The following is a 25304-nucleotide window of genomic DNA, read 5'->3' as shown; positions in this document are numbered from 1 at the left end:
TTTTTTGTTTATATATTTTTTAAGTAACAAAAGTAACTAAAGTAACTAAAAAGGTAACTAAAACCCTTGATAGATAAGGCTTTTAAGTGATTTTGAAAAAGTTACTTTTTGAAGAATCAGCCTGATTTTCGTCTATATTCTGTAACTTTTCTTGAATATGGCTAACTTTTCGCTCCTGTAAAGTAACTCCATGAACATAAAACTTGTTTGCCGCCCCTCGTTCCTTTTTAAATCCTTTCGTTTCCAGCGCCCGGTAAAATGCTCGATTCTTCAAAGCAAATTCTCCGTTTTGGTAACACCAGTCTGAGTACACCTCATAAAGTTCTTTAGCCGATATTCTTTGTTGATCCCCGATGTAGCATCGTTCATATAAGAACGGGCCTAAGATATCCATGTCCTCTTTATATTCATTTGTTGCTTTCATAACTGTTTTCGGATCGTTCAATCCCATCTGCTGCCACTTCAAGCACCCTTCAATCGCCCAGTTTAGGATGCCGGACATTTCCAAACTCAATTTCTCTGGTAGCTTCTTATCACGTTTTTCTTTTGGTAGCTGTAGATTGAATGGCACCAACCGAACACGCCTCCAGATCCCTTCATCCACACCTTTGATTACCGGTTTATGGTTGGTTGTAAAGAAAACCTTAAACTCTGGGACAAACTCAAAATATTCTTGTCTCAGGAACCGGGCCAGTACCGGCTCACCTCCGGTTATCTGTTTTACAAAAGCCTCCGAGAGCTGCTCACCATCTTCACTTTCGATTGCAGAGACGAAGCGTGCTCCTACCAATCTGGCAATATCATTATTTGCACCGGTCTCTTTTTTCTTGATGAAGGTATCTGACTTGGCTTGCTTTCCGTATTCGCCCATTAGGTCTTTAATCGTATTGATAAATGTTGATTTTCCATTGGATCCGCCGCCGATCAGGAAGACCATGATTTGTTCTGTAATTTCTCCGGTGAGGGAATATCCAATCAGTCGCTGCATGTATTCAACCAGCTCTTTATCCCCTTGGAAGATTTGCTCTAAGAAATTCATCCATTCGGGGCACTTTGCTTTGTCATCGAATTCTATGGGAGCGATTTTCGTCAGTCCCAGTTCCCGGTCATGCGGCTGCAGTTTCCCGGTCTTTAAATCCACTATGCCGTTTTCAACATTCAATAAGTATTTATGCCGGTCGAAGTTTTCACGCTCTCCTGGAACCAAGGGCATAAGGTCCTTGATGCTGTTCATCCGAATGTTTCTCCGTTCGCACATCCGAGCCCATTTTGTTTCAGCTTCATCCTCCGATTTATAAAGGCTCCGGAGGACTTTAGCTGTAATTCGCTCGATTTCTTTTCTGGTATCCAGCTTCCAGCGCTTCCCGTCCCAGATCAGCCAGCCCATATCGCTTACATATTGGATGACATGTCCGTATTCGTAAGCAATCCGTTCAGCATTTCCGAGCTCCGTTAAGCGAAATTTCTTTTTCGGCTTTTCCTCCACAACTTCTTCAGTTTCCCCTGACTTGAAATCAAAAGAGAATTCCTGGAATTGCTCTTTGTTGTCTAATATCGTTGTAGATGTTGATGAAATCGCGGTTGCAATGGTTCTCTCGCCGTATGTCTCATTGGTGTCTCTGAAGTGGATAACATCCCACTTGTCACGCATCAGGCCTGATTCCCGGAACATGGTATCCATTCGTGTTGCTGAGTTGCCGGTCCAGAAGGCTAGATGATTGCATAAGGCCAAGTCGGTGGCCGAGTGGTCACCATTTACCAAGTTGCCATTGAATAAAGAACGTATTTCATCACCATTTTTGGACCGGAATATCCTCTCCCAAAGCGCATCATTTGAAATCTTTATTTCATCGTTTTCAAATTCCGCCAGGTTGATTCGTCCTTGAATATCGCTATCATCGAAGTATTGCTCGAACACTTCGGCCAGTTCATCCGTGCGATCATATATCTCATTCGAGTTTTCTCTATTCCCAGTGAAGGTGAAATAACGACCATGTGCGTAAATTTCCAAACCGTGCTTTGTGTTCTTGCGGCCGGTCCCTATTACACCTTGCGGAAGGTTCCCTTTGACAATAATGTGGATCCCTTTGCCAGATGGAGAGAACTCGGTATAGCTGTCCAGAGCGTCTATAACCTCAGTGGCAAAAGCATTCGGCTTTTCATCAGTTACACATTTATCAATATCAATGCCTATATAATTGTCCTGCCGGCTAAAGACAAATCCAATACCGTCATATTCTCCCTGTAGATAAAACTTTACGGCTGTAGCGAAGGTGCTCCAGGTGCGCCGGTTGTTTGCCTGCGCCATCTCTCCATTTGCTTGATAGGGCACCTTTGTTGGTTTATTATTTCGCTTCTCTGATTTCCACAATATCCATTGAGGAAGGGCTTTTAGTTCAGCTGGGATATCGTTAAAGTTGTATGGATTTTCTTTCATTTCGCCCTCCAAATAACGCTAAACTTCGCTTTTTTGGTATAAAAAAGAGAAGCCGGCCAAAACCAACCTCTCTATTCAGTTACTATTAGAACGGCAAATCCTCATCACCAATGTTGATTGCCCCAGCTTGCATGACAGGATTTACGTCCGACAAGTCATAATATTTTGCCTTAGCAGCCGTACGTTTTTGCTTTTCACCGTCAACCACTTTTTCATATTCTTCATGCTTCACTGTGATTTTTAAGTTTTTATTGATCAGCTGCTTTGCCATGTCTTCTGGTGAGCTGAATGGATGTCCATTTGGAAAGCCGCAAGCCTTCAAGAGTGAATTGACAATTTTTACAGCAACTTCATGCTCGAAAGTGAATGTATTGTAGAGAATCTTGGCCCCTTGATGATTTTGCGGGACATCGCTGCGAATCTCGAAATCTACTTGAATCTTGGGCTTATCAGCTTGTGTTGTTCCAGCTTCAGCGTTCACAATCACAGCTTCGTATTTACCTTCTGCTACCAGTTCAAATCCAGTGCTTGCTTTTTCTTCATCGAATTTAAAGAATGACATTATTTATTTCCCCCTGTATTTTCATTTGTGGATGACACCAGTAATTCTTCTTGTACGCAGCCTTTACGCTGGTCTAAATGGTTCTTGGCAAAAATGCTCTGATTGCCCTCGAGCATAAATCCTCTAGTTCCATCTGCCTTTCTGATCAACCGTGCCACCACATGTACAATTCCCATAACGTGATTGACGATTTTATCTCGAATATCCGGGATGAATTGGTTATACTGCTGGCCATCGTCATGAATGATGCTGCGCGTTGTTTCCCAAGCTGTGTAGATGACATTGGCATCTAACCCATTGAATGTCTCGACTACCTTTAACAAATGATTGTCGTATAAGGCATAGTCTTTTAACTCAGGCATTCCGCTTTTCGTCTTTTCTCCCCTATTCATCAACCAAAGTTTTTGATAATGGGTGAGGTTGTCCACAAAGATGTTGTCGTACTTAGAGATATTCGCTTTGGCATAGGCGTAAAAATCTAAAATGCTTTGATGTGGATCTGCGCCATTGATTTTTGCTACATCGACATTTGAGTATCCTTCTAACACTTGACTGGTTCCATCAATGTCGAGCACTAGTGTTTTTCCTGGCAGCAAGCCGGCTACAGTTGTTTTGCCATCACCGGGTTTTGAATAGATGATGATTTTTGCTTTTTCGCTTTTTTTTATATCAGCTCCGTTTGTGATGTCCAAATTTACACCTCCTTACTATTTTTGTAATCGCAGTATTTCTGAGCGATTTCTTTATTTTTAAATAACGTTCTATACGCATAACCAATATCTTCAAACTGCTTTTCATCTGTTATTAATTCATCTCCAGAAATGCTGTCTTCGTAATAAGATAACCATTCATCGCTACGGTCTGTTTTAACCCGATACCAGGCAGAAGCTTTTCCATTTCTATAACTAAATTCACTTAACATAATCGGAATTGGCTCATAAGTGCTAATTCTTTCAGCACAATCACAAGTTTCATATGTTTCTCTTCCTAAAGGCGTTTTGTAATGTATCCTCCGTTTTTCATCACACTTGTTGCACTTTGGTTGCTCTTTACTTGTAGAAGCAACGGAATATAGTTCAACTTCAAATTCCTTCAAGAGTTGGCTTAGACGTTCCCTTCTAACCTTGCGCTCCAGATCACTTCGGTCATATTCAAGCTGCCGTTCTTTGTTTTCAAAGTCCATTTGAATTTTTTTGTAATTAGCCTTTATTTCTTGGAGCTCTGCATTTTCCTTTCTAAGGCGTTCCATTTCAGACAGGAAATCTTCCTTAACTTTTTGAGATAAGCTTTCCTTCAACTCATCAACCAGCTGGTCAAATTCACTTGGCTCATGATAAAAATCTTCATCAAAATAACTCATTTAAAACGGTCCCTCCTCTTCTGGCGGGCTCACCAGATTAATAATCTGTGTGTATTCTTTAATCATCTGCTCATGACGTTCAATAGCCTGTGCAAGGGCCTCTGCAGCCTGCTGATGCATTTCGATTTTGCCTTTTGCCTCTTCTACCTCTCTAACAAAGTGGTCACGATCCTTGATTATGCGTTTGAGTGCGCTCATTAGCTATCTCCTTTAACATGAACTGAAGATATTCATAGTTCTCGATTAGATCATCAAAGAAGGTGCTGCCGCCCAAGATTTGATGATTATCCTCCAGCAATTTATAGAGTGGATCAAGAATTGGATGATCGGGACTAAAGACTGTTCGAATCTTCCGGTTCTGAACATCGAATGAACTTGTCAATTTTTTCCTCCCTTTCTTGTCTTTTAACTAAAAGTAGGATAAACTTATTCTCAGAATGAATAATTAAAAGTAACTACTTTAATTTTCATTCCCCTATAATCTCTCTCATGCTAAATGCATGAGATTTTTTTATTTAGCTTTCAAAAACAGAAACTGTTTTACCTCAATCAAGTAATCTTCCAAACTATCTTCTAAAATTATCTCTCCAGTATCTGGGTCCTTAACAATGGAGTCACCGACTAAGATTTCATTACCAAAGTAATCTGTTCCGCATGATTCCGGCTGCTCTTTCTGTGGATAGCCAGTCTTCAATGTCTGGGTTATTTCCGGATGCTCGAGTTCCATTTATGTATCACCTCCTTTAAAGAAGCGTTCTCCCGGATGAGTGCCACGATTATTAGATAAATCGTCATTAAGAAAATGATTGAAGCTATATCCATTTCTCCCACCCAATCTTTATTCCAATTTTTGTTCACCAATTTCTGCAAAGTTAGTAAAAAGAGAAAGCCTTGTGAGGCTTAAAAAATTTGATGCATGGTTGCTTTGTAATTTTGTAACCTGATGTTCCGTTGTCGCCAGGCTTCATCTCTTCTTGTGGGATGAACCGCGCCTAGCTGAGTGATCTTTTTACAGTAGTAACTGATTCGACCTACTCGCTTATCCATAAGAACCCTCCTAATTAGCTTTGTTTAGCAACCAGGAAAAGAACGACTCCCTCTGTACTCTCTTGAATCGTCCCACCCTGATTAATGGGAATCCTTTACGTTCCATTACTTCATAAGCAACCTGTTTGCTTATATTCAAAATCTCAGCAACATGTTCAGCTGTTAATATCACAGGGTAATCATTCACTTCTTTTACAGGCACATTATTGTTTTTCAATGGTGCTTCCATGTTTTCCATTAATTTCTCCTCTCCCTTGTGCCTATATGGCACCATTTAGTCTAAAAAAATATCTTCGATTCTTTTCTCAAGAGCAGCTGCTATTCTTAATGCTAATCTCAAGCTTGGAATTCTTTTCCCATTTTCGATTGAGTTAAGATATGGAACCGTGATTTTTAACATATCTGCCAATTCAGCCTGTGTCAGTTCTTTCTGGATGCGTATCTCTTTCAGGCGGTTAGCCATTGATCAACTCCTTTCTTTCCCCTGTTGGTACCAAATAGGCACCTTGTAATTCTTATTATAACTAATGGTGCCTAATTGTCAACAGTTAAATATAACTTTATTTGGTGTGATTTAATAAACTTGATATAGGTGTTTTTGTCATACAGGAATTGTATAATAGAAAGCGGAATTTCATGTTTGGCACCAGAAAGGTGGGTCGTTGTGGAAGTTGGAAAGAGAATAAAACAGATAAGAGAGAATAAGGGTTTGTCTGTTCGTGAATTCAGTGATCGTTTGGGTATTTCCCATACTTACCTATCAAGGATGGAAAATGGAAAAAGACCAATTAAAACTGAATTTCTGTTAAAAGTTGCTGAGTTGCTGGATACTCCAATTGAAGATTTCTATCCAGATACTCATAAAAAGAAGATAACTGTCGAAAACGACTTAGATATATTCATGCTATCAAGAGAAAAGTCTAATTTAGACGGCTATACAGACGAACAGATATTAGAATTTATAAAAAAAGGCAAAGAAATATTAGAGAAAATCGAAAAAGATGTCGAATAATGTCATTTTTGTTTAATAGGAAAAAACTTTCAGAAGTCGAATTTTTAGATTATAATGGAACAAATGAGAACGTTCGTTCGTATTTTTCCCTTATGTGACTTCTGGGAGGGGCTAACATGAAACAAATTGTCTATTTGGAAGACATGCCTGAAGGTTTAATCTTGATTCAAGGTAACTTAGTGCTGATCGGAACCAAACAACAAGAAGGTGATCAGCAATGAAAGGTTATATTAGGAAAAGAGGAAGTTTATACAGTTTTACTGTAGACATTGGTAAAGATCCGGCAACAGGTAAGAGGAAGCAAAAAACCAAAAGTGGTTTTAAAACAAAAAAAGAAGCTCAACAAGCTTTAAATGAGCTGGTTTATGAAGTGCATAAGGGAATTAATGTAATTGACAAAGAAAGCACAATTAAAGAACTTTCCCTGGAGTGGTTTGAAAATACAAAGCGTAAATGGGTGAATACCACAGCTGATACTACGAAGCATGCAGTGGAACGATGGATTATTCCGAACTTAGGTTTTTTGAAGATACAGGATATTACTCCTCAGCATGGGCAGCGTTTCATGGCGATTCTCATTGAAAACCTAGCCACCTCCACAGTTAAGCGGGTATTTAGCTTACTGAACCAGATTATAAACTATGCTGTTGATATGGATATCATCGCAAAGAATCCTTTACGTAAAATCCCTAATCCTGTGGAAAGGGACAGTGACAAAACCACATGGACATTTGACCAAATCAAAGATTTTCTCCGTGTTGCTATGATTGACCGTCCGTTTTACCATAATGTCTGTTGTGTCGCTATTTTTACGGGAATGAGGAAAGGTGAAATATTCGGATTAAGAAAACAGGATATTGATTTTGAGAAATCAGTAATCAATATTCGCCAAAGTATTCACGAAACAAATTCACACGGATTGGAAATCGGTGGTCCTAAGACAAAGACCTCCAAACGAACAATCCACATAGATAATAATGTGGTAATGACTCTAAAAAATCAGATAAGAAGAAATAACGAATTAAAATTAGCGCTCGGTCAGCATTATGAAGATAATGATTTAATTTTTTGCCGAGAGAATGGCCAACCTTATAGGCCGAGCAGTATTAATCGGCCATTTAATCGTCTCACAAAAAAAGCAGGTGTGCCGCAGATCCGCTTTCATGATCTACGACACACCCACGCTACCTTGTTATTGGAGATTGGCACAAACCCTAAGTTAATCGCTGATCGTTTGGGCCACTCTGATGTAAAAACAACTCTTAACACATATTCTCATGTTACTACAACCATGCAAGAAAAAGCCATGGAAGAATTTAATGCTGCTTTTCAAATAAAATAAGAAAAGTGGTCAAAATGTGGTCACCCACACAAAACGGCAGCTAAAACCCTTTATATATCAACATTTATTTAAGGTATGGCATGATGATATCAGGATCATGCCTGAGGGCTGCCTTAAGACCGACCGAGTAAGTGATGCCGGCCTTTTCATTGATTTGGACCTGCAGCACCTGTTCAGAATGATTTTCAATCGGGTCTTCCAGTGTGATGATATTGCGGTTGATGAATTCACCGGCGTGGTTCAGCAGGGAATATAGAGTTGTCGTCTTGCCGCTCCCTGTCGGACCGGTAAAGATCATCAATCCGTGTGAGTGGCGGAGCAGTGCAAGAAGCCTGGATGTTGTTTTGGGAAATAGAGAGATTTGCTGAAGCGGGAGAATCTGCTGCTGGGGAATGAGGCGGATGACAAGGCTTTCTGCAAAGGCTGCGGGGAGTGTGGACAGCCTGAGGCCGATTGTGGTCTTCCCGATCACCACGGAGAAAGATCCGCTCTGCGGCCTTCTCTTTTCACCAATATCCATGGATGCCAGGAACTTAAAATGGGACAGCAGCCGGTGGGCCTGTTTTACGGGTAGAACTTCGAGGGGGACAAGATTGTTAGCGATACGGAGCTGGACGAGGAAGTCCTCTTTTCGGGGGATAATGTGGATGTCGGAGGCCTGCTCCTTATAGCCGAACGTCAATATTCGGTCGGCTGTCTTTTCAATAGCTCCAATAGAATCACCTTCCTTTCTGCCTATTGTATTCGACAAGATGGATTAAATTCCTGCTTGACGCAGCATAAAATGTCTATTATTTGTAAAAAGATATCGTTATATGAAAACAACAAATTTTCAGCCTGAACGAAAAAAAGGAACCTGCAGGTCCTTTTCAGCTCGATGGTTAAATGCCCGTCTCCCCCTTTTCAGGCAGGAGATTGGGTGTCAACCGCTATTTTCCTTTGATTTCAATCGATCTTATTTATGGGATTCGAGCCCTGCGATCAGAAGAAGCAGAGCACTCTTCCTCCTCCCGCTGCAGCAAGAATCGATAGGATTTCGCCTTTTGGGACCAGATTCAATATCTTGTCTGGTTTGTTTCCTGCATTTTTTAGTGAAAGTTTACATTTTTTAATTCAAAAAAGATGGACAAGCTTTTTATGATGATAATCAACAGGGATGCTGCATCAGTTTCAGGAATCATTTCAGTTACGTTTGATTCCACCCTCCTTGGTGGTATGGAATCTGTAAACACTTACAATCAGCCGTCCGCCCTGACAAACTATTCTTTACATTACGGTTCTTGTTAATTTATAATAATTTAGGATAATACTGTTACAACAAAGGAGGGGAACATATGGAGCGTATGTATCGGGTGCTTGGCTTCTGGACTGGGATCTTCGCGATCTTCTTCTACATGGGGGACATGCATACAGCAGCATTGCTATTTTTCGGACAAACTGGATTCTTTGTTTTATTAAGCTATTTAAAATTATCAGAGCGTATGTATATCTATGTTTTTGGTGCATATCTTACCGTCTTTTTCGCCGGATTTACTTACTGGACGACATTCATGATGACACCTGGTGCCGGCGGACACTAATTCATACATAAAAACCCATGGAACTATTTCAGTTCCATGGGTTTTTCATTTGGAAAGAGAATGGCTTCTTCCATATTCCTTGTATCAAGGCTGACGCGGAAGCTTGAAGAGATGCCGCCGGGTGTTATTAAACTTCTCGCTGCCCGGTTCCGGCTGCTGACCGCAGAGAATGGATCAGGATCGGTATGGGCAGTGAGCTCATCAAGGATGCCTGCCTTTAGGAGGAACTCGTCCTGCCGCAAGAGGCTCCTATGTACAAATCCAGCACCCCTTAGCTTATCCCGCATGGCGTCCCAGTGAATATGGGCGGTAATGTCCATTTCCCCGGCACGAGCGAGGACATCATGGTTCTGAGTATGTTTGTGATAGGCCCTCAGGCTTCCCGACCGCACCTCGGGAGCCATCCATTCCTCTTGGGTGTACCCGTAATCAAGGGTAAGCATAACTCCCTTGGAGAAGCTCCTGTCTATCTTGTCCAGATAATCCAGCATATCAAGCGGCACCTCGAGCCTCTGGCCCTCAGAAAGCTGCCATCCTCCTTCTGCAAGGAAGCGGAGAATGGCCGGGTCCCGAAGAATGACAGGCTTCTCTATCAATCTTCCATCAGCAAGCCCGACAAAGACTTCAAAAAGCTCCCCATCCCGCATTTCAATCACCGAAACGGGAAAGGCATCGAAAAACTCATTAGAGAAAAGAATTCCCTCAAGGTTCCCCGCTTCTTCAATGTCTGTGAGGAAAACAGCCGCGGGATGCTCCCTCAGTGACTCTTTCTGCAGGCTGATATGATAGGGACTCGTCTCTACCATCATATACTTGATCTCATGATAGATTTCAGGAACGGCCAGCTTCAAGGCATCCAGTACCGAGCGGGCAAGCCGGCCTGTGCCTCCGCCAAGCTCACAGATCACCGGTGCGGTTTTACCATGCGCTATCAGGAAGCCGAACCACTTTCCAAGGACTGTCCCGAGGATATCGGATACATTTGCCGAGGTGTAAAAATCCCCGCTTCGCCCGATTTTAACCCGGTCACTTGCATAATAGCCGGCATTCGGCGCATATAAGGCAAGCGAAATGAATTCCCGGTATGAAATCAGACCATTCTCACTCTGTCTGATTGTTTCCTTGATCTGTTCAAGCATCCTGATCCCCTGCCTTAGTTAAGGGTACTATTAAGTCAGAAACGGGTTCTCCCTGGTTTCTTCCCGAATGGTTGTGGCATCGCCATGGCCTGACAGGACAACCGTGCTGTTCGGCAGCTTCAGCAATTTGTTTTTGATGCTTTGGATAAGCTGTTTATGATTGCCCCCTGGCAGATCTGTCCTGCCAATGCTCCGGCGGAACAGGGCATCGCCGGAAAAGACGGCTCCTGCCTCTTTAAAATAGTATGAAACACTTCCTGGAGAATGTCCAGGTGTCTCGATCAGCTCGAAATCAAAGCCCTTCACAGTCATTTTCTGATCACCCTTCACCACATTTTCCGCCGGGTTCATGCGCATGGCACCACCCATAAAGAATTTGGATCCGTTCAAGGCGGGATCAATGAGCCAGTCTGTTTCCTTTTCATGGATATAAGCTTGGATGCCATATTCCTGGCGAATGTCATCAAGGGCACCGATATGGTCAAAATGAGCATGCGTCAGCAGCACTGCCTTTGGCTCCAGGCCTTTTCCAGAAATAAAATCAAAAAGCTTCCCCGCATCCCCGCCCGGATCAAAAATCAGGCATTCCTTCTTGCTGTTTGCGAGTACATAACAATTGGTCTGCAGACTTCCAAGCGGCAGCTGAAACCATTTCATATCGCGTCACCCTTTCATGGATAGATGCTTATATCTTACACCATCCCGCAAAGAATCTGAATTCTATTGATTCCCGGCGTTTTATCCTCAGGAGAAGCGGGCAGTGTCCTGACTGCGAATCAGAACATATCGTTCGATATGGCACATACTCAGGCGATTGTTGATATGCTGCAGAAAAAGGGATGGATATTTATCAATTCAAGTCTGATGGTAAGGTTCACACAAAGGTCTATACCCTATCCAAAACGTTAACAATTATCACCGAAGGCTTAAAGGATGGATACAACGTTTTAATGGAGTTGCAACTAAATATTGAATAATTACCTTGCTTGGTTTCAGGTGTTAGAATCCATTCAACATTAAAGGAATCCTAATACTATGAATGACTTGATGATTTAAGGAAATTTAACACAAAATATGGAAACAGATGATACAATTAGGTTATCTAGACTCACGATATAAACGTTACTGCTTGTTCAACGAACGGGCAGTTTAGTTCGACAACAATACCCAGCCGATGTTTTTTGCTCTGTTTAAGAATAATGGTGATTTTTGATAACTTTTCGAAATCTTACTTTCAGTTACCTGTCAGATGGTAAGAAATATAGGAATAGTATATTACTGGATTAATAAAATTTAAACAGGAAGAAAAATGAGGTGATTTTATTTTAGAAAAACTCAGGAAAATTAATATGAAAACAGCTGTATTTATGGGAATTATTTTTTACTCCTTGACCATCTTAATCCACTTTCTTATTATAAGCAAAAGCATTCCATTCACTTGGGTTAATGGTGGGAGGTCTGAATCATTCGCTGAACAGCTGCCAATATCTGTTATAAATCTCGTTATTTCTATTATTGGAGTAGTTTTTACGTTGATTGTTGGTAGAATAAAACTATCTAAATACAAAAGAGGAATAACCGTTATATGTTGGTTTTTTGTTGTACTTTGGTCTTTTGGATTTATACAACAATTGTTTGGAACACCTTTTGAAAAAATGGTTTGTTCGTCAGTATTGCTTATTGGAGTTATCTCGAACTTGCGAATGGCGATTGAAAAAAAATAACAATTACACTTAAACAAAAGTGGTTCGTTAGTTTAACAAGCAAATATTATAAAAATGGAACTTTCACAAATTGGGAACTTCCATTTTTATAAGTAATATCAGCATTAAACTTCAACAGAGCCTTATAAAGTAAATACATTGTGCATTAAGGTTATTAAGCTTAACAGGCACCGTTCTCCGCTTTATTTGGAGCTGCGGGACAGGTGAGACCCCTCAGGCGAAGACGAGGAGGATCACCGCCCGCCCCGCGCAGGTGGAGTGAAATCCACTTACTCGTTTAAAAGCCTCCATATATGCGATAAGAGCTAATATAAATAAAGTTTATGCAAACAATGCAGCTGCATCCGTAACCGCTTGCACGAAACAACCCAAGAGTTTCTAATTAACCTCGACAAATATTTGAAAAACCATTAAAATAAAAACGGATGCACAAATATCTACATATTTTTAGCAGGCCTGCCGCCATTTGGGAATGGACAAGGCCCGGACACTTAATTTGTACAACAGGGGGACATAAAGATGGGTTTGCCAATCATATTTGCACTTGTTACACTTTTTGCTCTTTTTGGTCTTTTTAGTTCTTTCAAAAGCAAAAACCTATTGGGTATCATTTTTGCCGGAGGATCGCTTGCAGTATTCGGGTGGTTCACCGTCATGACCGTTCTAAACCACGGCTATCCTGCCGGCCATTAATCAGGAAAAAAGACACGGACTCCTGGTCCGTGTCTTTTTTTCGGATTTATTCGTATAAGGGATAGACTTTCCGCTCACCAATACTTACTGCTTTTTCGAGCTGGCTGCCCATCAGGCACACCGTCCCGTCCGGAGAGAGGGAGATGGGTTCATCAGGACAATCTTCCAATATGGTCTGTTTCGTGCCGGTCTTCCAGTTAAAGACAACCAATTCAAATCTGCCGCTATCCGCTGGCACAATGGCAGCACAGATTGCCTTCTCCGGATTGATAGACAGATGCAGAGTTGCAGAATGGCCGGACTGCAGAGCGAGCGGGAACTTGTGATACGTCTTCATGTCTGGTCCAAAGAACGAAAGTCGCCCTTTTTCCGGACCTTCTTGTGACAAGACCGCAAGCACATCTTTTTCACGCTGAAAAAACAAGACATTATCAAGCAGCTTTCTTTTTCCCTGCCCGTTTGCCGCCTCTGCGAGAAGCGGTCCGGTTTCTTTTGCCGGATCTTTTCCTATATCCTTTAAAAGAAACTCTTTTTCTGAATTCCATTGCAGGAAAGGGACCTCCATCCCAATTTCCTCGACCTTTTGAGCGGATGTATCCACAATATAGCCGCTGAACGTCCAGTCTCTGTCAAAGGCTGAAGCCAGATACTCTCCGCTTCGAAAAGGGTTCCACTGAACGCTGACTTCCGCCGCCGGAAGGCTGAGGGTATGAAGCCTCTCTCCATTCCCCGAAATGGCCAAAAGTTCCATTTTGCCGTCTGCTGAGGAAGTCTGGATCAAAAATTGTTTCCCGTCGGGGCTTAGTTTTATTGATGAAATAGGGAATGCTCCCTCGAACAGGACAGCTTCCTCTCCTGTCTTGATATTATGTTTGACAGCCTTGCTTTTAGATCCTTGTAGGGCTGTGAATAGTATAGTTTCTTGGTTCAGCCAGCCGGCAATTTCGGTCATTTTATACTGCCTGCTGCTGATGGTCCGGGGATTAAGGGTTGAACTAACCTGCCGTTCTTCTTTATGAGGTTTTTTTGCCGGTTCTTTTCCGGCTTCGTCACTTAAATTGCAGCCTGACATCATTGATACGGAGCAAAGCAGTATACATACCCAACGCGCCCCCTTCACTTGCCCTTCACCCCCTGATCACTTATTGCCTTAAGTATATAGGAAATCTGCTTCCAGCATAAGACCATAACAAACATGATTTTTCTTCCCGCAGCCCATGCATGGAAAAGAACCTGGACAAACGCAGGCACAAACATAATAAGGCGGTGGAGCGGAGTAAGGCGCAGGCAGGAATGCCAGCAAGATGGCGATCATACCTAGCTGCAGGAAGCCTTATGATATGAGCTCCGCCCCTTTTCTACAAAAAAAAAGAATGAGATAGTCTCATTCCTTTTTATGTGAAAAACGCAGGAGATCGCCATAGATGATTTCATCCGAATATTGAAGCTCTGTTTCTGCCCTCTTCATGTATGGCTCGCATCCCAGTGCCGGTACGGGCTGTCCGGTTTTTCTGGAATAGCATGCATCCTGAGTATAAACATAATCTTTTGTAATAAAATTCCCATTCCGGAGGACCGTGAACGGCTCTTTGCCGCCATCAAGCAGATCATGGCCAAATGAAAGATCCTTGCTGTCCTCAACACCTAACAAATTCAGGAGAGTAGGCTTTACATCAATCTGCCCTGATACGGAAGAGAGGGTCCTTCCCTTCCTGCCCGGTATATGGATGAGCATAGGAACCCTCTGCAGCTGGACGGCTTCAAAGGGTGTAATCTCACGGCCTAAAAACTGGGCCATCGCATCATTGTGGTTGTCTGAGATCCCATAATGGTCCCCATACAGGACGATGATGGACTTATCATACAGACCGTTATCCTTCAGTCCTTCAATGAACTTCCCGATGGATTCATCCATATACCTGACCGCCGGAAAGTATCGGTTCAAGGTCGTGCTGCCCGAATTGAACTCCTCGATTTTACGGTCCTCCTCCCCCAGTGTAAAAGGAAAGTGGTTGGTAAGCGTGATGAGCTTTGTATAAAAAGGCTGTCGCATTTCTTTCATATGCCCGAGGGACTGGTCAAAGAAGTCCTGATCCTTCAAGCCCCAGCCCACCGAATTTTCCGGACTCACCTTATAGTCAGGCAGGCTGTAAAACCTTGAATAGCCGAGAGCTTTATACATGATATCCCGGTTCCAGAAACTTTTATTGTTGGCATGCATGGACACTGTAAAATAGCCCTGGTCTGCAAGAATCTCTGGTGTGGCATGGTATTCATTCTGGGGATTCGTAAAGAAAACGGCACCCCTGCCCAGGGGATACAGGGAGTTTTCAGTAATAAATTCCGCATCCGAGGTTTTTCCCTGTCCTGTTTGATGGTAAAAATTATCAAAGTAATAGCTTTCTTTGATAAATTCATTCAGAAACGGGGTGATTTCCCTGCCATTCACTTTTTTGCCAATGACGAAGCTCTGAAGGGACTCCATGGAAATCATGATCAGATTTTTACCCCTGGCCTCCCCGAAATGGCTGTTTTTAGCAGGGCTGTGTCCGGCCTCTATATAATTCTGAATTCCCGAGAGCTTGCTGCCGTCAGCGAGCGCTCTCTTTGCGGACGATGTTGTCTGCAATAGGGCATCATAGAGGTGGTAATTGAAGGTCCCGATATTTTTCACAAGGATCTCACGGTCAAAAGTCCTTGTCAGCAGCTGCGAACGCTGTGTTTCCGCAAGCCCGAGATTCACGGCGGTGATGACAGCCGCCAGAATGAAAAGATGCTTGCGTCTTCCCCATGTATAAGATTTAAAGTCAACCCAGGAAGGCATGCGTGACGCAATCACCAAGAGGAGTATAACATCCAGAAAATAAGCGGCATCCGACAAGGACACCAGGTCTTCGATGCTGCTGCCGAGGTCGCCCATATTGCTCGTTTGAAAGAGCACCGGAAAGGTCAAAAAATCATTATAGAACCGGTAAAAAACCACATTTGAATATAGGATGACCGACATCAGAAGGCTTCCAGACACTATATAAATCCGCAGTCTCTTCTGTTTAAAGAAGGTTCCGGCACCGAACAGGACCAGCAGAAAGCCGAGGGGATTTATGAATAGAATAAACTCCTGCAGAATACTTGCTGTTACAATATGAAAACTGGTTTTATACAATATATACGTTTTGATCCATAAAAAGAAGATGGCAAGCCAGAGAATTGGAACCGCTTCCCTTTTGTTTGTCAGCTGCAGAAGTACCCCTCCTTTCTGTCCTTTTCGTACAGTAAAGCCCCTTACCCTGAATACCGGTTGTTCAAACAGCACGAAGTAAAAGGGAAGGGAGCTTTCCTATTCGGAAGCTCCCCAGTTAGTATATGTGTTAGTACGATCCAGCCATGCAGGTATCATTCACCAAATGCATTCTTTGCAAGCCAGGCTGCCCCGATGACGCCGGCATCATTGCCAAGTGTAGCAATGGCAAGCTCGGTCGATTCGCGGACCCTTGTAAATGCATATTGATTAAAGTAATTCCTGACAGGCATCAGGAGGTCATCTCCAGCCTTCGATACCCCGCCGCCAATCACGACTTTTTCCGGATTCAGAATGTTGGATACATTTGCGATGGAAAGTCCCAGATAAAAGGCCAGTCTGTCACGCACAGAAGCTGCGATTGCATCTCCTGCTTTCGCCTGCTCGAACACATCCTTAGACGTAAAGTCTGTTATTCCCCTCAGGGATGATGCTTCTGAGCTTGCCTCCAGTGCTTCCTTTGCCAGGCGTACAATGGCCGTAGCAGAGGCGAGCGTCTCAAGGCAGCCTCTTTTTCCGCAGTTGCAAGGCGCACCGCCTTCGGTGAGAACAGAAATATGGCCTATCTCGCCCGCTGCCCCGCTGACACCGGTTACAATCTGCCCGTTAGCAATTACGCCGCCCCCGACACCAGTCCCGAGTGTTATGCAGACCAGGTCCCTTGCCCCATTGCCGGCACCCTTCCACATTTCTCCGAGTGCAGCCAGGTTGGCATCGTTTTCAATAACTGCCGGAAGTGAGGTTTCTACTTCAAGCAGCTGCTGCAGCGGATAGTCCTTCCAGCCAAGATTGATCGCTTCATAAATGATGCCGGTTATAGGATTGACCGGTCCCGGAGCACCCATCCCGATACCAAGGATCTTATTCTTAGTCTGCCCAAGGGCATCCAGCTTTGCATCGATTGCCTTTGCGATATTGGTGGTTATATTTTTTCCGATACCGCTGATGTCTGTTGGGATTTCCCATTTATGCAGAATCTCGCCATAATAGCTGATAAACGCCAATTTTGTTGTAGTTCCGCCTAAATCTACTCCGACTAGCCACTTTTCCATCTCATCACCCTATTTATTATTTTTTCTTCTATCATTTTCGATTTGAACTTCCCTGCGCAGTACGAGAATCGCCTTTTGGAATTCCGATGCAGGAATCAGCCCTGATTGATAAAGTTCCCTCAGCTCATCCTCCATCAGCTCCATGTCGATAAGCCGGTCTCCCAGATAGACAAAGATTCCAAATCGTTTTAAAAACTGCTGAATATCATAAAAATTCTCCATGTGATCCCTCTTACTGCAATTTGTGTCCACTTCAAAAGTATAATGTAACCTTTTTCATCTAACAAGTGGGCAAACTCGCGTTTCCAATCTTTCATTGTTCATACTTGTACACCCGGCCTCATATAGTGGAGCAAAGACACGAACGGGAGGGCTGTATGAAAAGGCTGTATGTATCAGGTATCCTCATGCTTTGTACCTGCCTGGCATTTTACTTTTTTCATGCGGGCAGGAATATAGAGACGATCATTTTTTTTCCTATTGATAAAAAGGCCGTGTTTGAGAGGGCCGAAACCCGCCTCAGCCCCCGCCGCTCAGGAAATATTTATAAGCTTATATGGGAAGCAACTTCCCTGACTGACACGCCACATTACCTTAGACAGGACGTCTCATTGTTATTCAGGAACGGGCGGCTTTCGGGAATCATGAAAAACTGGAAGGAAGATACCCAAAGTCTGCAGCAGGCGGAAACCATCAAGGTCAATCAAAGCAGCCTGCTCCAGGCAGTCACCTTTCATTATGGGGAGATTCACCGCGGGGAAATTATAACCAGTGTCCAGCAGATGAGCTCTGGTGCTGTATACCTTATCCTTTCCAGGCTGACCGGTCCTGACTATTTCGGCAGCCCTATTACAGCAGTGCAGCAGGAATGGAAGCAGGCACTCGACAGCAAAGCCCGGGCGGTCCAGGAATCCTCCTGGAATCGGGCCATGGGCAGACTCTTCATAAATCCGGTGAAATATAGGAAGCTCCCCTTGACTGAGCTGCCAATTGGGCGGGCAGGCTTTTTTGCCGGCATCCCCCCATCCATTCAGGAAAAGATCATCGGGAGGCTCTGGGAAGGGATATACAAAAATTATGCGCTCGGCATCAAGAAGCAGGACGGATCCATCACAGAGCCGCTCGGAAGCACTGTCCCCCTTCTTCTTCTGAACACGGGGATGCGGGAGCTGCTGTTCATTACCGAAACGGCTGACGGAGAACCTGTGCTTCTGAAACAGCAGTATTAGCGGTATTCTTCCAGCTGCTTATAAAATTTTTGATATTGTTCATTGTCAGGGTCGATTTCGAGCGCCTTCCCTGCCATCTTGTAAGCATCGTCCATTTGCTGCTTTTTTATATACACCAGCGCCAGATTGTAATAAGCCTCATCAAACTTTTTGTCCTGTTCCACTGCCTTTTTCAAATGATTTTCAGCCTGGTCTGTTTCGTCCTTATCTGCCTCGATATATGCCATAAGGAAGTAGCTTTTTGGTGCAAAGGAATTTTGATTTGTATAATCTTTCAACACTTGATAGGCTTCATCTTTTTTACCATCCTTAATATGCTGCTGGGCAATGGATACAGATGTTTCCTCGCTGCTTCCTTCAGAACCGCTGGCAAACCCGTGCTGAAGCAGGAAGAAGATCAGGAAGGCGGCTGTCAGGAATGAAGCTCCCTGGAGAACCGGTTTTTTTCTGCCGGGCATGCTTACTATGGCTGCTGCAACGAAGCCGCCGATGAGACCCCCGATATGACCTGCATTATCAACCACCGGAACCGTGAAGCCGATGCCAAGGTTGATCACGAGCAGCACGATGATATTCGTCCCCATCGTCCTGAAGAAAATGCGGGGATTTAAGATACCAAAGAAGAGCAGTGCCCCGAAACAGCCAAATATGGCTCCGCTGGCGCCGGCTGAGAGGCTGTCATTGGTCAGGAAGCTGGCGAGGGTCCCGCTGAACCCCGCCAATATGTATATAAACAGAAAACGTAACCTGCCAAAGATCCGTTCGACAAGTGTCCCCATATAATACAGAGACAGTGAATTTGTCAGAAGATGGAGCAGGCCGATATGAATAACGATCGGCGCAAAAAACCTCCACCATTCCCCCTCCAGGATCAGCGGGTTATATTTTGCCCCAAAATCAATCAATGTCTGTGAATTCTGGCTGCCTCCGTTCAGCTCAAGCAGGACAAAGACCGCAATCTGCATAAACAGAAATACGTATGTAAAGAACGGCTTCCCCGCTTCAAACAGCTCCTGGCCGCGGGCGGGCGGGCGGTCCCTTTCCTGAAGTGCTGCTGATTTCAGCTTGTTAATTTCACTTTCCTCCGAAGCCGCAGCAACCACCAGGGAAAACGGCAGTTCAGTCTGCAGGACAGCTTCCAGCCTTTGCAAACTGGAGTCTCCGGAATTTGTGTCCGCGATGATGGAGGTGACCTTTGTCCCTTTGAATTCTGTTGGATCTTCGATGGCAGATTGATAATCGTCCACTGGCGGTGCCGGCGTAACGTATACATTCAGAATGGATAGATTCCGGGCTCTGAAGGCCGGCCTGTTATTTTCGCCAAATACTGCAGTCTGTTCGATATCCCTTTTCAAAAGATTGGTCCAGGCAAGATCGGCAAGGGCCAGCCTGATTACCTGATGGGGCAGTCCCGGATCTGTATTATGAAGCCAGATCTCCCTGCCATCGCTTCCCTGGTAGATGACCCCCATATTTCTCTCCCGTACAAGATGGGCTGCCACAGCCCAGAATAAAAATTCTTCTCTGTTTCCCATGATTCCCCTCCCCGAATAATGAACGGACATTTCTATCTATCACCATATTACCTTAAATAAAAAGGGGCCTAAACCTATATTATATATAGGAGGCCCATTCTGTTACCTATTCAAACATATTCTGCATCATTTTATTCCTGATCAGCGGACTTTTCATCGATGTGGAAACCACAAGCCCTCTCACGGCAGGCAGTGAGAGCATCCTGTTCATCAGGCTGTACCGGTACTTATATGCAGCCGCTGAGAGCGCAGCCAGCATGATAGTTTTTGCCAAAAATCTTGCCATCTTCATCCCTCCTGTTTTTATTGTTCTAAACAGGAGAAGTTTTTATGATATTAAAGCCAAATTTTTAAGAAAGTGAAGCAGGCTGCCGATGCAAGGACAATGCTCAGGAGATTGACGCTGTCATTGTCAAGAAAGCCGAGGCCTTTCTGCCTTTGTGCAGCCTCCCCGCAGTGAACGGTCCTTTCTGTCTGGATCCCGCAGCCCCTGCATACGTATTGCGGCTGGATAACCGCACCTATCAGTGTATCGAGCAGGCTTCCCATAAAGCCAAATCCCGCTGCCACGGCTGCCGGCAGCAGAGGCAGATCAAAAAGCAGCAGTGCTGCAGAGGCAATGAAAGCCGCTCCGGCAGCAGAACAGATGGTCCCAAAAAGGCTGACTGCACCGGATGTGCCCCTTTCCACACGTTTGAAGGTGAGAATCGAGATTGGTTTTGATTTACTCAGAACACCAAGCTCTGATCCCCATGTATCAGAATTGGCAGCCGCGATGCTGACCAAAAAAAGGATAAGCGCCTCCTGACCAGGCAGCCAGCCATGGACAAGGGCGATGACAGCCGGAACTCCGCCGTTTGCCAGGACCTGGACGCCATCCCGCCGGCTCCCCTTCTCAAGCATATCTTCCAGCTGCTTTTTGCGCGATTGTCCAACTCTTGACCACAAACTTGAACTGACAAAGAATAAGCCAAGCATAACCAGTCCATAGAAACCAAATCCCCAGGCTATGGCGGCACCTGTCATAAAGGCAATCAAAGCTCCTGAAGGAGTCAATAATCCCAGCTTCCAGCCGAGAAGCGCTGCTCCGGCAATTAGTAAGAGATAAAAACTATAAATCACAGACAATCATCCTGCCTTGAGTAATGATTCTTGAAACCGGAATATCATGAACCTCTTTTGGCACACTGTCAAGAAGCTGGAGATCGAGAGCCAGGGAAACCGTAAGGCCGCTGTAGCCGGCCAGAATCCGGTCATAATACCCGCCGCCATAACCAAGCCGGTATCCGCCGGCATCAAAGGCAAGTCCCGGAACGAACATCAGGTCGATATCTTCGGCTGTGACAGGATTGGTCACTTCAGGAATAGGCTCCTGGAGGCCATAAAAAACCATTTCCAGTTCATTGAAGCTCCGTATAAGCCTGAAATCGAGCTGCCGGCCGTCCGGTATGCATTTTGGCACGGCCACTGCCTTTCCTGTGTCCCATGCTTTCCTGATGATTTCAATCGTATCGGCTTCAGGAAAATTCGACAGCGTGATGCCTATACAGCGGGCTTCCCTCCAGAAATTCTCCCCGAACAGCCGTTTTCGGATTTCTTCGGATTGGTGCTGATGATCATCTTTGGTGAGCTTTTCCTCCAACAGTGCCTTGACCATCTGCCTTGTCCTCTTTTTATCCATTGAGCTCTCTCCTAACTGCAGTTCACATAGCTGGCATCTTACGCCATACTTCTATTTTAAAGTTTTTTTGGCAAATAAAAAAGCAACAGGATATCCTGCTGCTTACTTTGTTTCGCGGTGCACAGTTGCACGCTTTTCTCTTGAGCAATATTTTTTAAGCTCAAGACGATCTGGATTGTTACGTTTATTTTTCTTAGAAATATAGTTACGGTCTCCACACTCTGTGCAAGCCAACGTAATATTCACACGCATTATATTTCCCTCCAAACTTAAATCTCTCTTTTACGACTTTTCTATAATATCACTTTTCAAACTAAAATGCTAGTAGGTTTTTTTCTTAATGATTGATTTATTGCAGCAGCTTCTTCTTTTCCTGCAGCAGTCACTGCCCAGACGGATCCGTGCACATGGCCATCGGGCTCAATTGTTGACTCCAAAGTGTAAATGATGGATATACTGCCCTTGGCGAGAGGTGAAAAAAACAGCTCTCCGCGCGCCATTGATTTGAAGCATCCTTCATATCTGAGCCTGGCATTGTCGAGGATGGCATATTGGCAAAGACCTCTTTGGCTGATCATGCCGCTTGCATAGGTATATTTCTCCTCATGCATTCCGATCACAGAGTCTTCCTGAGGACTGTAGAAGGCGGTCATGCTCCCAAGGAAAGGGTCGCTGAGAATGCAGACCATTTTTATGCTGCGGGTCGTTGTGCCCATATTGGACAGAGAGAACTCCGCAAGGACTCCATCACTGTTTTTCAAAGTTTCATGGTATTCGAACCTTTGGATGCCAAGCATTTCAAACCGGCTTTTATCCTGCAGGTCATAATACCGCCCCTGCTCCCAGAGCCCCACTCTGAGATGAAGCGGCCTTGAGGGTCCAGAATCCAGAACTGACATTTGCCGGGGCATGCTAACAACGCTTTTCATACATTTCTCCTCCTTCAGGTTCTTCTATAATCAGATCCATGAATACTTCCACCGTTTTCTGTGCAATGGATACCCAGCTGTAATTCCTTTTTGCCAGTTCCTTCCCATCCGCTGCAAGGCGGGCGGCGAACGCCGGGTCAGCAAGAAGAACCTCAATCCGGCCAGCAAGTTCCACGGGATCCCCCGGTGTGAACATCAGCCCTTCTTTTCCTTCCTCAATAATCGATTTCAATCCGCCCGTCCTTGAAATGATAATGGGCTTTCCGCCCGCCATAGCCTCCAGCGCCACTATTCCAAAAGGTTCGTAAAGACTCGGAAAGACAGCCGCCGAAGCCATTTTTATCAGTTGATTCCTTTCCTTGTCCTTTACAAAGCCCGTAAAGCTCACAATCCTGCCGACACCTTCGTCCTTCACCAAGTTTTTCAGATAAGGCAAATAGGGTCCTTTTCCAGAAATCACAAATTGTACTTTTATATTTCTTTCCTTTAGGATGGCAGCTGCCTGAATCATTGTCTGAAAGCCCTTTTCCTCAACCGCCCTTCCCCATGTATAAATCAGGGGAACAGCGGGGGCGCATCCGCTGTCTCCTAAGTCCGGGGAAACCTCTGACAGTGAGATTCCATTTGGTATAACCCGCAGATCCAATGATGGCAGGTCAAATGCCTCCCTCAGTTCCGTTTTCATATAATCACTGCAGACGATGATCCTGCCGGCAGATTGGATCAGCTTCCGCTCCTGATCATGGATTCTCCGCTGTACTTCATTGTAGATCCCGCCGCGCCTGCCATATTCGGTAGAATGAATGGTTACGGCCAGCGGCAGCCCCAGCTGCTCTCTTGCTGCCTGCGCGGCCGGCGAGCTCAGCCAGTCATGTGCATGCACCAGGTGGACCGGATATGAACTGCAGATCTCCATGATCTTATCAGCCATGGCAAGATTAAGCGAAGTGACCCAATCTAAAAAGCGGCCTTCACGCCTTGCCAAAGGGGTGACTCGATGGATGAGCATATTCCCTGCCTGTTCGACTCCGCCTTCACTCCCGGCTGCTGCCGTGATGATATGGATGATATGGCCGCCTTCCGCCATCGCCTTTGCCAGGCCATGAACATGGCGGGCAAGACCTCCTTCTATATGGGGCGGGAACTCCCAGGAAAGCATGATAACTCCGAGCGGACTCTTTCCTGCTTTCTGATTTTTGCCCCGCAGCGGACAGGGCCTGACAGCGGGAGGGGCTTTTTCCGTCACAAGGAGGCCATCAATATATTTCCCCCACAGAATCAGGTCCTCTTTTTCCTGTGCAGACCTTTCGATACGGAAAGCTGCTGCAATTCTGCCTGCTGCTTCGTCCGGGAACAGTTTTTCCAGAGTACTGCCATAAGGAATCCCCTCCACGGAAGGAAGAAGGATTGTACAGCCTTCCCTGCCCGTTTCGCCATCCAGGGTATATGGGCATGCGGCCAGCCCTTCCGGGAAATGATCATCACAGCCGGCTGCTTCGTTTTCCGGCAGATCTTCCGCATGTATATAGATATTCCGAAATCCGCTGCCAACTAACATCCGAACCATGCCCTCGCCATACTCACCGGGGGGAATGTAAAAATGTGAAGGCACCTCATGCAGTACTTCCTCACAAACCCTTGCCGCTTCGGCAATTTGATACTCCAAACCAGGATGGGTGCCTATAAGCGGCAGTGGATAGAGGGAATAGGCCGCTGCCGCAAGGAGGACGTTTCCTGAATCAGCCAGCTTCTCAAGCAATTGGAGGGGATGTCTGCAGCCTGTATATGACCAAAATGCTGTTTGAAATAATCCTTCTCTTAAGCGTGAGTAGAATTCTTCCTGAAAACCAGCAGAGGACATCTCTTCTAGCAGCCTGCCGTTTATAGCGGCATGAATGACAGATTCCCGGGCCAGTGCAGCCAGGGCACGAACTTCTTTCTCGAGCTTATCCATGTAATTCTCAGAGCTGCAGCTGGTTTTAAAGGCGAAAATCACGGGTATCCCCTCCCTGCTGCCGCTCATATATGGTGTAGGTGCTTACATCTTCAAGCCAGCCTGCTTCCTCCCTGCTGCTCTGTTTCCAGAGAGATGCCCCGGGCTGTTTCTGTGACCTTTCCGGACCTGCAGGGGTCTGTACATGCTCTGAACGGAGAATGGGGATGAAATGATCTTGTCCCATCAACAAGCCGATGTCTGTAATATATGTACAGTTCTGTCTCAGGCCGGTAATTTTCCAATGTGATGCTTTGGCTGGCACAGGTATATCCATATAGGCAAGTGAATTTCCTTCATCAGATCTAATTCCGGTAACATCATGAATCCTAAGTGCCAGCTTTCCGCCGGAATGGCCTGGACCATTTTTCAGTACAGCTTTCCTGTATCCACTGATTTCCCAAAATACAAATAAGGTTCCTGCTTGATGCAAAACTGCCTTAATCCAGTCTACGCCTGATTCCAGCCCTGGCTTTCGAGCCGCGTTTCCTGCTTTGTGCCCCGTTTTCAAATACTCGTCCATGACTTAAGCTCCTTATGACTTTCTGCTAATTTGATGTAAGTTAATCCTATCATCCCCATTCCATATGGACAATGAACGCATTTTGTCGATTGACTGTTCATTTTCGTGGAATTATCCTATATTTCTTTGCAATAAACAGGATTACTATTGTCCCGATTTATATAAATC

At 44.7% G+C, this 25304-nt stretch carries 29 protein-coding genes and 1 pseudogene; 7 read left to right on the top strand and 23 right to left on the bottom strand.

Annotated features, from left to right (window positions below; genetic code table 11):
• Positions 1–82: 82 nt before the first annotated feature.
• From V1498_RS06700 to V1498_RS06665, 8 genes are all read right to left on the bottom strand, one after another.
• Positions 83–2437 carry a phage/plasmid primase, P4 family gene (locus V1498_RS06700; RefSeq protein ID WP_409297713.1) on the bottom strand — a complete coding sequence of 785 codons (2355 nt, stop codon included), beginning with the start codon at positions 2435–2437 and terminating at the stop codon, positions 83–85.
• Positions 2438–2522: 85 nt separating this feature from the next.
• A complete protein-coding gene (locus V1498_RS06695; RefSeq protein WP_409297711.1) occupies positions 2523–2999 on the bottom strand; it encodes a DUF669 domain-containing protein in 477 nt (158 codons plus the stop codon).
• Entirely contained in the window at positions 2999–3691 is a 693-nt protein-coding gene (locus tag V1498_RS06690; protein ID WP_409297709.1) for an AAA family ATPase, read from the bottom strand. The genes V1498_RS06695 and V1498_RS06690 overlap by 1 nt, the downstream gene beginning before the upstream one ends.
• 2 nt (positions 3692–3693) lie before the next feature.
• On the bottom strand, positions 3694–4359 hold the full coding sequence (locus tag V1498_RS06685) for a hypothetical protein (protein WP_409297707.1): 666 nt from the start codon (positions 4357–4359) through the stop codon (positions 3694–3696).
• Complete coding sequence (locus V1498_RS06680) at positions 4360–4557, bottom strand: hypothetical protein (protein WP_409297706.1); 198 nt, start codon at positions 4555–4557, stop codon at positions 4360–4362.
• Positions 4558–4870: 313 nt separating this feature from the next.
• Complete coding sequence (locus tag V1498_RS06675; protein ID WP_409297705.1) at positions 4871–5086, bottom strand: YqaI family protein; 216 nt, start codon at positions 5084–5086, stop codon at positions 4871–4873.
• Positions 5087–5416: 330 nt separating this feature from the next.
• A complete protein-coding gene (locus V1498_RS06670) occupies positions 5417–5644 on the bottom strand; it encodes a helix-turn-helix domain-containing protein (RefSeq protein ID WP_409297704.1) in 228 nt (75 codons plus the stop codon).
• 36 nt (positions 5645–5680) lie between these two features.
• A complete protein-coding gene (locus V1498_RS06665) occupies positions 5681–5869 on the bottom strand; it encodes a helix-turn-helix transcriptional regulator (protein WP_409297703.1) in 189 nt (62 codons plus the stop codon).
• Between the two features lie 201 nt (positions 5870–6070).
• On the opposite strand from V1498_RS06665, the gene V1498_RS06660 reads away from it, so the two are divergent.
• Positions 6071–6418: a helix-turn-helix domain-containing protein gene (locus V1498_RS06660; RefSeq protein WP_409297701.1), complete on the top strand. Its 348-nt coding sequence runs from the start codon at positions 6071–6073 to the stop codon at positions 6416–6418.
• A gap of 217 nt (positions 6419–6635) precedes the next feature.
• The gene (locus tag V1498_RS06655; RefSeq protein ID WP_409297699.1) at positions 6636–7760 is read left to right on the top strand and encodes a tyrosine-type recombinase/integrase; all 1125 of its coding nucleotides are present in this window, start codon (positions 6636–6638) and stop codon (positions 7758–7760) included.
• 64 nt (positions 7761–7824) lie between these two features.
• Here V1498_RS06655 and V1498_RS06650 read toward each other — a convergent pair whose 3' ends face one another.
• A complete protein-coding gene (locus V1498_RS06650; protein ID WP_409297698.1) occupies positions 7825–8511 on the bottom strand; it encodes an ATPase, T2SS/T4P/T4SS family in 687 nt (228 codons plus the stop codon).
• Positions 8512–9094: 583 nt separating this feature from the next.
• Here V1498_RS06650 and V1498_RS06645 point away from each other — a divergent pair.
• Complete coding sequence (locus tag V1498_RS06645; RefSeq protein WP_409289258.1) at positions 9095–9340, top strand: DUF2626 domain-containing protein; 246 nt, start codon at positions 9095–9097, stop codon at positions 9338–9340.
• Positions 9341–9363: 23 nt separating this feature from the next.
• Here the strand turns inward: V1498_RS06645 and V1498_RS06640 are convergent, their stop codons facing one another.
• Positions 9364–10479 carry a class I SAM-dependent methyltransferase gene (locus V1498_RS06640; RefSeq protein ID WP_409297697.1) on the bottom strand — a complete coding sequence of 372 codons (1116 nt, stop codon included), beginning with the start codon at positions 10477–10479 and terminating at the stop codon, positions 9364–9366.
• A gap of 30 nt (positions 10480–10509) precedes the next feature.
• Positions 10510–11136: an MBL fold metallo-hydrolase gene (locus V1498_RS06635; RefSeq protein WP_409297696.1), complete on the bottom strand. Its 627-nt coding sequence runs from the start codon at positions 11134–11136 to the stop codon at positions 10510–10512.
• A gap of 164 nt (positions 11137–11300) precedes the next feature.
• Here V1498_RS06635 and V1498_RS06630 point away from each other — a divergent pair.
• The 3 genes and pseudogenes from V1498_RS06630 to V1498_RS06620 form a co-directional block, all read left to right on the top strand.
• A pseudogene (locus V1498_RS06630) lies at positions 11301–11598 on the top strand (IS1595 family transposase); the annotation flags it as partial.
• A 230-nt stretch (positions 11599–11828) separates the two neighbouring features.
• Entirely contained in the window at positions 11829–12203 is a 375-nt protein-coding gene (locus V1498_RS06625) for a hypothetical protein (protein ID WP_409297694.1), read from the top strand.
• A gap of 519 nt (positions 12204–12722) precedes the next feature.
• A complete protein-coding gene (locus V1498_RS06620) occupies positions 12723–12896 on the top strand; it encodes a DUF2759 domain-containing protein (RefSeq protein WP_409297693.1) in 174 nt (57 codons plus the stop codon).
• 46 nt (positions 12897–12942) lie between these two features.
• Here the strand turns inward: V1498_RS06620 and V1498_RS06615 are convergent, their stop codons facing one another.
• The 4 genes from V1498_RS06615 to V1498_RS06600 form a co-directional block, all read right to left on the bottom strand.
• A complete protein-coding gene (locus V1498_RS06615) occupies positions 12943–14016 on the bottom strand; it encodes a hypothetical protein (RefSeq protein WP_409297691.1) in 1074 nt (357 codons plus the stop codon).
• A gap of 264 nt (positions 14017–14280) precedes the next feature.
• Positions 14281–16131 carry an LTA synthase family protein gene (locus tag V1498_RS06610; RefSeq protein WP_409299177.1) on the bottom strand — a complete coding sequence of 617 codons (1851 nt, stop codon included), beginning with the start codon at positions 16129–16131 and terminating at the stop codon, positions 14281–14283.
• Positions 16132–16289: 158 nt separating this feature from the next.
• Entirely contained in the window at positions 16290–17246 is a 957-nt protein-coding gene (locus V1498_RS06605; protein ID WP_409297689.1) for an ROK family glucokinase, read from the bottom strand.
• A gap of 9 nt (positions 17247–17255) precedes the next feature.
• Positions 17256–17468 carry a YqgQ family protein gene (locus V1498_RS06600; protein ID WP_409297688.1) on the bottom strand — a complete coding sequence of 71 codons (213 nt, stop codon included), beginning with the start codon at positions 17466–17468 and terminating at the stop codon, positions 17256–17258.
• Positions 17469–17623: 155 nt separating this feature from the next.
• On the opposite strand from V1498_RS06600, the gene V1498_RS06595 reads away from it, so the two are divergent.
• Positions 17624–18475, top strand: a complete 852-nt coding sequence (locus V1498_RS06595; RefSeq protein WP_409297686.1) for a hypothetical protein — start codon at positions 17624–17626, stop codon at positions 18473–18475.
• On the opposite strand, the gene V1498_RS06590 is transcribed toward V1498_RS06595, so the two are convergent.
• From V1498_RS06590 to V1498_RS06555, 8 genes are all read right to left on the bottom strand, one after another.
• The gene (locus V1498_RS06590) at positions 18472–20010 is read right to left on the bottom strand and encodes a rhomboid family intramembrane serine protease (protein WP_409297684.1); all 1539 of its coding nucleotides are present in this window, start codon (positions 20008–20010) and stop codon (positions 18472–18474) included. The genes V1498_RS06595 and V1498_RS06590 overlap by 4 nt on opposite strands.
• Positions 20011–20116: 106 nt before the next feature.
• Positions 20117–20296 carry a hypothetical protein gene (locus V1498_RS06585; RefSeq protein ID WP_409297683.1) on the bottom strand — a complete coding sequence of 60 codons (180 nt, stop codon included), beginning with the start codon at positions 20294–20296 and terminating at the stop codon, positions 20117–20119.
• Positions 20297–20346: 50 nt separating this feature from the next.
• Positions 20347–21132: a DUF92 domain-containing protein gene (locus tag V1498_RS06580; RefSeq protein ID WP_409297681.1), complete on the bottom strand. Its 786-nt coding sequence runs from the start codon at positions 21130–21132 to the stop codon at positions 20347–20349.
• Complete coding sequence (locus tag V1498_RS06575; protein WP_409297680.1) at positions 21122–21691, bottom strand: 5-formyltetrahydrofolate cyclo-ligase; 570 nt, start codon at positions 21689–21691, stop codon at positions 21122–21124. The genes V1498_RS06580 and V1498_RS06575 overlap by 11 nt, the downstream gene beginning before the upstream one ends.
• A 102-nt stretch (positions 21692–21793) precedes the next feature.
• Positions 21794–21943: a 50S ribosomal protein L33 gene (gene rpmG / locus V1498_RS06570; protein WP_203554488.1), complete on the bottom strand. Its 150-nt coding sequence runs from the start codon at positions 21941–21943 to the stop codon at positions 21794–21796.
• 56 nt (positions 21944–21999) lie between these two features.
• Positions 22000–22620 (bottom strand): hypothetical protein, encoded by a 621-nt coding sequence (locus tag V1498_RS06565; RefSeq protein ID WP_409297679.1) that lies wholly within the window; start codon positions 22618–22620, stop codon positions 22000–22002.
• Positions 22604–24616, bottom strand: a complete 2013-nt coding sequence (locus tag V1498_RS06560; RefSeq protein ID WP_409297677.1) for a glycosyltransferase family 4 protein — start codon at positions 24614–24616, stop codon at positions 22604–22606. The genes V1498_RS06565 and V1498_RS06560 overlap by 17 nt, the downstream gene beginning before the upstream one ends.
• Positions 24600–25136 (bottom strand): DUF4912 domain-containing protein, encoded by a 537-nt coding sequence (locus tag V1498_RS06555; RefSeq protein WP_409297675.1) that lies wholly within the window; start codon positions 25134–25136, stop codon positions 24600–24602. Before V1498_RS06555 ends, V1498_RS06560 begins: the two co-directional genes overlap by 17 nt.
• Positions 25137–25304: the final 168 nt, after the last annotated feature.

This window comes from Paraperibacillus marinus, assembly GCF_046237605.1.
In the GTDB taxonomy this organism is placed as follows: domain Bacteria; phylum Bacillota; class Bacilli; order Bacillales; family DSM-1321; genus Paraperibacillus; species Paraperibacillus marinus.
Note: the sequence above shows the minus strand (reverse complement) of the source record. Positions and strands in the feature narration are given on the sequence as shown.